General features: G+C 70.1%; 5 protein-coding genes and 3 tRNA genes. 3 read left to right on the top strand and 5 right to left on the bottom strand.

Annotation, left to right across the window (positions count from 1 at the left end; genetic code table 11):
* Positions 1 to 70 precede the first annotated feature (70 nt).
* Together FM125_RS04615 and FM125_RS04620 are read left to right on the top strand one after the other, a co-directional pair.
* Complete coding sequence (locus FM125_RS04615) at positions 71 to 1,942, top strand: glycoside hydrolase family 13 protein (protein ID WP_087133793.1); 1,872 nt, start codon at positions 71 to 73, stop codon at positions 1,940 to 1,942.
* A 149-nt stretch (positions 1,943 to 2,091) separates the two neighbouring features.
* Positions 2,092 to 3,531: an amino acid permease gene (locus tag FM125_RS04620; RefSeq protein ID WP_067191504.1), complete on the top strand. Its 1,440-nt coding sequence runs from the start codon at positions 2,092 to 2,094 to the stop codon at positions 3,529 to 3,531.
* 195 nt (positions 3,532 to 3,726) lie between these two features.
* Here the strand turns inward: FM125_RS04620 and FM125_RS04625 are convergent, their stop codons facing one another.
* The 4 genes from FM125_RS04625 to FM125_RS04640 form a co-directional block, all read right to left on the bottom strand.
* Positions 3,727 to 5,538, bottom strand: a complete 1,812-nt coding sequence (locus FM125_RS04625) for a BCCT family transporter (protein ID WP_245829813.1) — start codon at positions 5,536 to 5,538, stop codon at positions 3,727 to 3,729.
* A 343-nt stretch (positions 5,539 to 5,881) separates the two neighbouring features.
* A tRNA-Phe gene (locus FM125_RS04630) sits at positions 5,882 to 5,957 on the bottom strand.
* A 61-nt stretch (positions 5,958 to 6,018) separates the two neighbouring features.
* Positions 6,019 to 6,092, bottom strand: a tRNA-Asp gene (locus FM125_RS04635).
* A gap of 133 nt (positions 6,093 to 6,225) precedes the next feature.
* Positions 6,226 to 6,298, bottom strand: a tRNA-Glu gene (locus tag FM125_RS04640).
* A gap of 112 nt (positions 6,299 to 6,410) precedes the next feature.
* Here FM125_RS04640 and FM125_RS04645 point away from each other — a divergent pair.
* On the top strand, positions 6,411 to 6,806 hold the full coding sequence (locus FM125_RS04645) for a metallopeptidase family protein (RefSeq protein WP_227718695.1): 396 nt from the start codon (positions 6,411 to 6,413) through the stop codon (positions 6,804 to 6,806).
* Positions 6,807 to 7,014: 208 nt separating this feature from the next.
* On the opposite strand, the gene FM125_RS04650 is transcribed toward FM125_RS04645, so the two are convergent.
* Positions 7,015 to 7,995, bottom strand: a complete 981-nt coding sequence (locus FM125_RS04650) for a universal stress protein (protein ID WP_245829815.1) — start codon at positions 7,993 to 7,995, stop codon at positions 7,015 to 7,017.
* Positions 7,996 to 8,109: the final 114 nt, after the last annotated feature.

The raw sequence follows: 8,109 nt of genomic DNA on the forward strand, positions 1-8,109 counted from the left end.
GGAGGTTCTTTTCATCGTCAACGTCTATCTGTCACCAACGTCATGGCCGAGTACACCTAGGCTGGTCGGCATGACCTCGCAGCCCCTGAGCACGCCGCCGTCGGAAGCCCGCAACCGCCCCCACAACCCGTGGTGGGTGGACGCTGTGATCTATCAGGTGTATCCGCGCTCCTTCGCGGACGGCAACGGGGACGGCATGGGGGATCTGCCGGGCGTGACCGCGAAGATCCCGTACCTGGCCGAGCTCGGCGTGGACGCGGTGTGGCTGTCTCCGTTCTACCGCTCCCCGCAGGCGGACGGCGGGTACGACGTCGCGGACTACCGGGACATCGACCCGCGCTTCGGCACCCTCGCGGATGCAGACGAGCTGATCCGCACGGCGCACGAGGCGGGACTGCGGATCATCGTGGACCTGGTCCCTAACCACACCTCGGACGAGCACCCCTGGTTCCAGGCCGCGCTGGCCTCCGCCCCCGGCTCCCCCGAGCGCGCCCGCTACCACTTCGCCGACGGCCGAGGCGAGGACGGCTCCGAGCCGCCGAACAACTGGGAGTCCACCTTCGGCGGCCGCGCCTGGACCCGCACCACAGACCCGGACGGCACCCCGGGCCAGTGGTACCTGCACCTGTTCGACTCCAAGCAGCCGGACCTGAACTGGGACAACCCGGAGGTCCACGAGGAGATGGAGTCCGTGCTGCGCTTCTGGCTGGACCGCGGTGTGGACGGCTTCCGCATCGACGTGGCCCACGGCATGGTCAAGCAGGAGGGCCTGCCGGACGCGGACCACACCCGCATGGGCATGGTCACGGACGCCGGCGAGGACCACGACCCGGACTTCGACGTGGATGCGTTCGAGCCGGCGATGCCGTTCCTGGACCAGGACGGCGTGCACGAGATCTACCGCTCCTGGCGCCGTGTCCTGGACTCCTACGACCATGAGCCGATGATGGTCGCCGAGGCCTGGGTCTCCCCGCTGCCCCGCATGTTCCGCTATGTCCGCGAGGGAGAGTGCCAGCAGACCTTCAACTTCACCTACCTGATGTCCGGGTGGGACGCGGAGTCCATGGCGTCGGCGATCGACCGCTCCATGGTGGAGGCCGCCAAGGTCGGCGCCACGAACACGTGGGTGTTGTCCAACCATGACACGGTGCGCCACACCTCCCGCTACGGCCTGTCCGACCCGTCCTCCTACCCGGACGGCATCACCGCGGAGGACGAGCAGCCGGACGAGGAGCTGGGCCGCTTCCGCGCCCGCGCCGCCGCACTGGTGGAGCTGGGCCTGCCCGGCTCGGCGTACGTCTACCAGGGCGACGAGCTCGGCCTGCCCGAGCACACCACCCTGGCCGCCGAGTACCGCCAGGACCCGTACTTCTTCCGCACGGACGGCGCCGAGCCCGGCCGCGACGGCTGCCGCATCCCCATGCCATGGAGGGCCGAGGCCCCGGGCCACGGCTTCGCCGTGAACCACGACGGCGGCGCGGCGGCGTCATCGGACGACGTCGCCTCACCGGATGAGGGTGTCGCTGCGGCGCCGAGGACGGACGGCACCCCGGCGGCCCCGTGGCTGCCCCAGCCGGAGTCCTTCGCCCGCTACGCCGCCGACCGACAGGTGGAGGTCCCGGGCTCCTTCTACGAGCTGTACCGGCACCTGCTCTCGGTGCGCGGCGAGCTGGAGATGGGCGTGGGCCGCTTCGCATGGTCCGACCGCCATAGCCCTGCCGACGGCGTCGTCGCCTTCACGGTCACCAGCGGCGGGGGGCGGCACCTCGGCTCCGGCGAGCCGATCCCGGAGCAGACCGTGCTGGTGATCGCCAACCTCGGTGAGGACGAGGTGGAGCTGCCGGCAGGCCACCGCGTGCTGGCGCGCTCGGACCGCGAGCCGGCGGCGCCCGATGCCGCCGCCGCCCTGCTGCCGGACACCGCCGCCTGGCTCCTGGTGTGACCTTCCGCGGGGTGGAAACCGCAGGCCACCACGCGGACGCGGCGTGTTGAACACGTGCGAACACGTACGGAGTGGCGCGGAGTGTGACCTGGGTCCACAATGGTGAGTCGTCTCACCCATGACCCCACCGCTTCGGAGGAGCCACCACCATGGCACACACCCCTGAAGGGGCCCCGGCACGATCTGCCACGGACCCCGGCCTGCAGCGCGGCCTGAGCACCCGTCACATCGTCTTCATCGCCCTCGGCACCGCCATCGGCACCGGCCTGTTCTACGGTTCAGCACCGGCCATCCAGACCGCCGGCCCCGCCGTGATCCTCGCCTACGCGGTCGCAGGCCTCGCCGTGTTCATGGTGATGCGCGCCCTCGGCGAGATGGCCGTGCGCGAGCCCGTCTCCGGCTCCTTCGGCGCCTACGCACACCGCTATCTGGGCCCCTTCGCCGGCTTCGTGACGGGCTGGACCTACGTGTTCGAACTGTCGATCGTGGTGATCGCGGACGTCACGGCCGTGGCCGTGTACATGCAGTTCTGGTACCCGGGCACCCCCGCCTGGCTGTGGATCGGCGCCTGCATCCTGTTCATCGGTGCCGTCAACCTCACCCATGTGGGCAACTTCGGCGAGCTCGAGTTCTGGCTCTCGATCGTGAAGGTGGTCGCGATCCTCGGCATGATCGTCGGGGGTCTGATCCTGATGGTCATGGGAATGAGCTATGACGGACAGACCAGCGCCGGCCTGCACAACCTCGTGGACCACGGCGGGTTCATGCCCGAGGGCCTCACCGGCGTGCTGCTGGCGTTGGCGATCGTGATCTTCTCCTTCGGCGGCATCGAGACCATCGGCATCACCGCCGGCGAGGCCAAGGACGCCTCCGGCGCCCTGCCGAAGGCCATCAACACCGTGCCCGCCCGCATCCTGATCTTCTACGTGGGCACCATGGTCGTGATCATGTCCCTGGTCCCGTGGAACAAGGTCAGCGGCCAGAACTCCCCGTTCGTGGAGATCTTCGACACCCTGGGCATCCCCTTCGCCCCGCACATCCTGAACTTCGTGGTGCTCACCGCCGCGGTGTCCGCCGTGAACGCCTGCACCTACTCGATCGGCCGCCTGCTCTACGCCATGGCCGGTGACGGGCACGCCCCGCGCGCCTTCCGCACCGTCTCCGACCGCGGCGTGCCGTGGGCCGCCGTGGGCCTGGTCCTGGCCGTGATGGTGGTCGGCGCCCTCATCAACACCTTCATGGAGGACGTGTTCGTGACGGTCGCCCAGGTGGCCACCTTCGCCGTGGTCTTCACCTGGACGATGATCCTCATGACGCACCGTGGCATGCGCAAGACCATGGCCCGCCATGGGGAGAGCCCCGGTACGTTCGCCCTGCCGGGCGGCGCCTTCACCACCTGGGCCACCACGGCCTTCATCGCGCTGGTCATCGGCCTGCTCGCCTGGGACCCTCAGAGCCGCCAGGCGCTCGTCATCGGCGTCGTCTGGCTGGCCGTGTTGACGGCCGCCTGGTTCCTGGGCGCCCGCCGCCACGGCCACCGCAACGCGCGCACCGGACAGATGCCCCTGGCGGCCGAAGAGTACCGCTGACGACTGCCCCTGACCGGCGTCCAGGCGCGAGGCGCGAGCATCAGGCGCCCGGCGTCCTGCGCCAGGCGCAAGGCGCAAGGCGCGAGGCGCAAGGCGCGAGGCATCCTGCACCACGGCGACGGCCCCGGCGACCTTCTCTGCGGAAGGCGCCGGGGCCGTCGTCGCCCCGGTACCGGGGCAGAGCGGGTCAGCGAGTCAACGCGAATCGGACGCTGAGGATCCGTCTCCGCTCGGCGGGGTCACCGTGATGACGTCGTCCGGACCGGCCGAGGCCATCTGCGCGATGCGGTGCTTGCCTTCGCGGCTGAGCGAGGCCCACCACTGCGAGGCCGTGGCGGGACCGTCCACGACCTCGTCGTCCGTGTCCAGACCCAGGTGGTTCTTGATGGACGCCAGCTGGGCCCGACGGCGCACAGCCTCCACCCGGGCCACCGAGTAGGACAGGGTGCGCAGCGTGGACACACACATCACCAGCATCAGCACGGAGAACGGCAGACCGATGGTGATCGCGAGCGTCTGGATGGCGGACAGGCCGCCGGCCATGAGCAGGGCCGCCGCCATGAAGGCGGTGGCGATCGCGAAGAAGAGGCGGATCCACATCTTCGGCTCCGGGTCGCCGCCGGTGGCGAGCATGCCCATCACCAGGGAACCGGAGTCCGAGGAGGTCACGAAGAAGACCGCGGACAGGATGATCGCACCGATGACGAGAAGAGTGCCCGCCGGCAGCTGCTCCAGCACCTGGAACAGGGCGGAGTTCGCGTCGATCGTGCCGTCGTCGCCCACCACGGAGGCGTAGCCGGCCGGCTTCACGGTCTCGTAGTAGATGGCGATGCCGCCCAGGACGCCGAACCACAGGACCGAGATCAGGGTCGGCACGGCCAGCACGCCCATGATGAAGGCACGCACGGTGCGGCCGCGGGAGATGCGGGCGATGAAGATGCCGACGAACGGCGTCCAGGACATCCACCAGCCCCAGTAGTACGCGGACCAGCTTGCCTGCCAGGTGTCGCCCTCCTCCCCGTTGAAGGCGGAGACGTTCAGGGAGTTGCTCAGGAAGCCCTGCATGTAGGCGCCGAAGGACTGCACCATCTCCTTGAACAGGTAGGCGGTGGGGCCCACGAACGCCAGGAACAGCAGGAGACCGGCTGCCAGGACGAGGTTGAAGTTGGACAACCACTTCATGCCACGGGCCACACCGGAGACCACCGTGTAGAGGACCACCGCGGTCACGCCGGCGATCATCACGTACTCGACCCAGGCCGAACCCTCGGCCACGATGCCCAGCGAGCGCAGGCCCGCAGCCATCTGGGTCACGCCCAGGCCGAGAGAAGTGGCGACGCCGAACACGGTGCCGATGAGGGCGATGTTGTCGATCAGGTTGCCCCAGCCGCCACGGGTGTTCTTCTCACCGATCAGCGGCTCGAAGGCCCAACGCAGGGACAGCGGACGGCCGCGGCGGTGGATCGCCAGGCCCACGCCCACGCCGACCACCGCGTAGATGGCCCAGGGCTGCAGACCCCAGTGCATGAAGGTGGTGGACAGGGCGTCCTGTGCCAGCTGGCCCGTGTTCGGGTCCGCGGCCGCCACATCCGGGCGGGGGCTCACGAAGTGGCTGAGCGGCTCGGTCATCCCGTAGAACACCAGGCCGATGCCCATGCCCGCCGCGAAGAGCAGCGAGAACCAGGACAGGGTGGAGAACTCCGGCTCCTCGTCCGGGCGGCCCATGGTGATCTGGCCCTTGCGGGAGAAGCCCAGGTACAGGCAGAAGAAGACGAAGATGAGCGCCACGAGGGCGTACCACCAGGAGAAGTTCGCGATGATCGCGGACTGCACCGAGCCGATCGCGGTCTCCATCGGCTCCGGGAACGCCAGCGTGGCGCCCACGAAGGCGAGGATCACGATGGCGGAGGGCCAGAACACCCAGCCCTTGAGCTTTCCGGTGCCGGGCACGAGCTCGACGTCGGAGCCGTGCGGCTGCTCGGGCGTGATGTCGGTGCTGCCGTCCACGCCGGGGGCGGTGGCCGCATCCACGGCGGCGTCAGAGGCCGGGCGGTCTCCCGGCGGGGTCGATGAATCAGTGCTGTTCGATGAAGGCGGAGTGGAAGTCACGCCTTATGACACTAGTTGCCGGGGCTCTGCAATGCCACATTCGGGTGAACGGCATCACGCCACACACGCAGAGCGTACAATACGCGCCCGCACTGACGTCCCGGCCCTCGCATGAGGACCGGGACCTTGGGAGGAGATCAGTTGTCGTAGATCTCGGAGTAGTACTGAGGCCCGGACGTCTCACGCGCCCCCCGCACACAACGAAAGAGGCCCCCGCTTCCGCGAGGGCCTCCTTCTGACGTGGTGGCTCCGACCGGCGTCGATCCGGTGACCTTTCGATTTTCAGTCGAACGCTCTACCAACTGAGCTACAGAGCCCGATGACTCATCGTCACCAAGATCCTCCGTCACCGGCATTCCGGTGGTCGGAACATCCGAGCGACCCTGACGGGACTTGAACCCGCGACCTCCGCCGTGACAGGGCGGCGCGCTAACCAACTGCGCCACAGGGCCATGTTCATTTTATCGCTTCGGAGGACTCTTCGGCCCTTCGCAACGAGTAGAAACTCTACCAGGGAGTCTCCCACCTGTCCAAATCGGCAGAGAGGTGATCTCCACCACGCTGCACACAACGGGTGGCCAGGCGTACCCCCAACGGGATTCGAACCCGTGTCGCCGCCGTGAAAGGGCGGTGTCCTAGGCCACTAGACGATGGGGGCCTGCCCGCTCGCGCGCACGCGTGGCGGACCCCCTGAGTCTAGAGTGGGCCTCCAGGCCCCGCAAATCCCTGGCGGCCCGCACCGGACCCGACCAGACCGCCCCAGGAGCGCCGTGACGCCCGAGCACCACACCCCCGACGAGCACCTCGAGTGGATGACGGAGCAGGAGTTCGACGACGCCGTCTCCGCCGCCCTGGCCCGGATCCCGGACGAGCTCGCCCGGCTGCTCACCAACGTGGTCGTGGTGGTCGAACAGGAGTACGAGCCGGAACCCTGGGAGGACCCGGACACCGAGCTGCTCGGCCTCTACGACGGCATCCCGCTCACCGAGCGCGCCGAGATGCCCTGGCAGCTGCCGGACCGGATCGTGGTCTTCCGCGGCCCGCTCACCCGCCACTGCCGCTCCCGCGCCGAGCTGGAGGACGAGATCACCGTGACCGTCATGCACGAGGTCGGCCACTTCTTCGGCATCGAGGAGGACCGCCTCCACGAGCTCGGCTGGGGCTGACGCCTCAGCTTCCCGACGACGGCCGCTCCCCTGCGCCTGTCCCCTCGCCCCTGCCCGGGGCCGGGCCCGGCCGCGCCGGCGGGAGCGGACCGCGCCGAGCCGCGCCGGCGGGAGCGGACCGGACACGACCAGACCCCCTCGTCCTCCGGGGAAGGCGAGGGGGTCTCGTGCCGGTGAGGGGCCGTCGTCGGGAAGCGGCCCTGCAGGCTCAGTCCTGCTGGTCCAGCAGCGGACCGAAGTCCTTGCGGGAGGCCAGGCGGTCGTCCTCGCGGAACGGGACGATGAGCACCGGACCCTTGGCATGCACGGAGACGCCCTGGCTGGTGGAGCCCAGCAGTGCGCCGGCGAAGCCGCCGAGGCCGCGGGTGCCGAGCACGGTGAGGCGGGCGGTCGTGGTCTGCGCGGCCAGGACCTCCACCGGGGCGCCGTCCAGCAGCTCGGTGGTGACGGTCAGATCCGGGTGCTCGTGGCGCATCCAGGCGGCACCGGCCTCGAGCCGCTGCTGGAGGTCGTCGATCATCGCCTGCTCGTCCACGGAGACCGACAGCCACGCGGTGGACGCGGCCACCGGCGGGACCACGGAGACCATGTGCAGCGGGGCCTGGCGGATGCGGGCCTCCTCCGCGGCCACGAGGGCGGCGGCGCGGCCCTGCTCGGACCCGTCCACACCGACCACCACGGCGGCGTCGCCGCCGGCGCGGGAGGCGTCCTCACCGGCCGGGATGATCGCGGCCGGGCAGTGTGCGTGGCCCGGCAGGGCCGAGGAGACCGAGCCGAGCAGGCGGCCCAGGAAGCCGCCGCGGCCGCGGGCGCCGGAGACCAGCATGTCCGCGTCACGGGAGAGGTCCACGAGCACGCCGGCAGCGTCGCCGATCTCCACGCGCAGGATCGGGCGCACGCCGTCCGCCTCGAGCTTGGACTCGACGGACTTCAGCATCGTCAGGACGCCCTCGCGCAGGGCGGTGTCGTCGGCGAGCTGGCCGCCGACCTCGCCGGCGTAGCCCCAGAAGGCCGGGATGGTGTAGGCGGTGACGAGGGTGAGCGGGACGCCGCGGGCACCGGCCTCACGCTGGGCCCAGCGGGCCGCGGAGATCGACTGGTCCGAGCCGTCCACGCCCACGACGACGCCCAGACGGTCGGCGGTCTCCTCCCCGGCGGCGGGGGCGGTGGTGTTCGGGTCCATGGGCATGCGGGGCCTCCTTCGGCAACGGCGGTGCCGGGATCCACGCTGACCCCGACGGTGCCCTTCCAGACTACTCCTGTGCGGGGCCTGAGGGCGGGGTCTCAGGAGCGGGGTCAGGGG

The sequence above is a fragment of the Micrococcus lylae genome (assembly GCF_900163825.1).
GTDB classification, from domain to species: Bacteria; Actinomycetota; Actinomycetes; order Actinomycetales; family Micrococcaceae; genus Micrococcus; species Micrococcus lylae.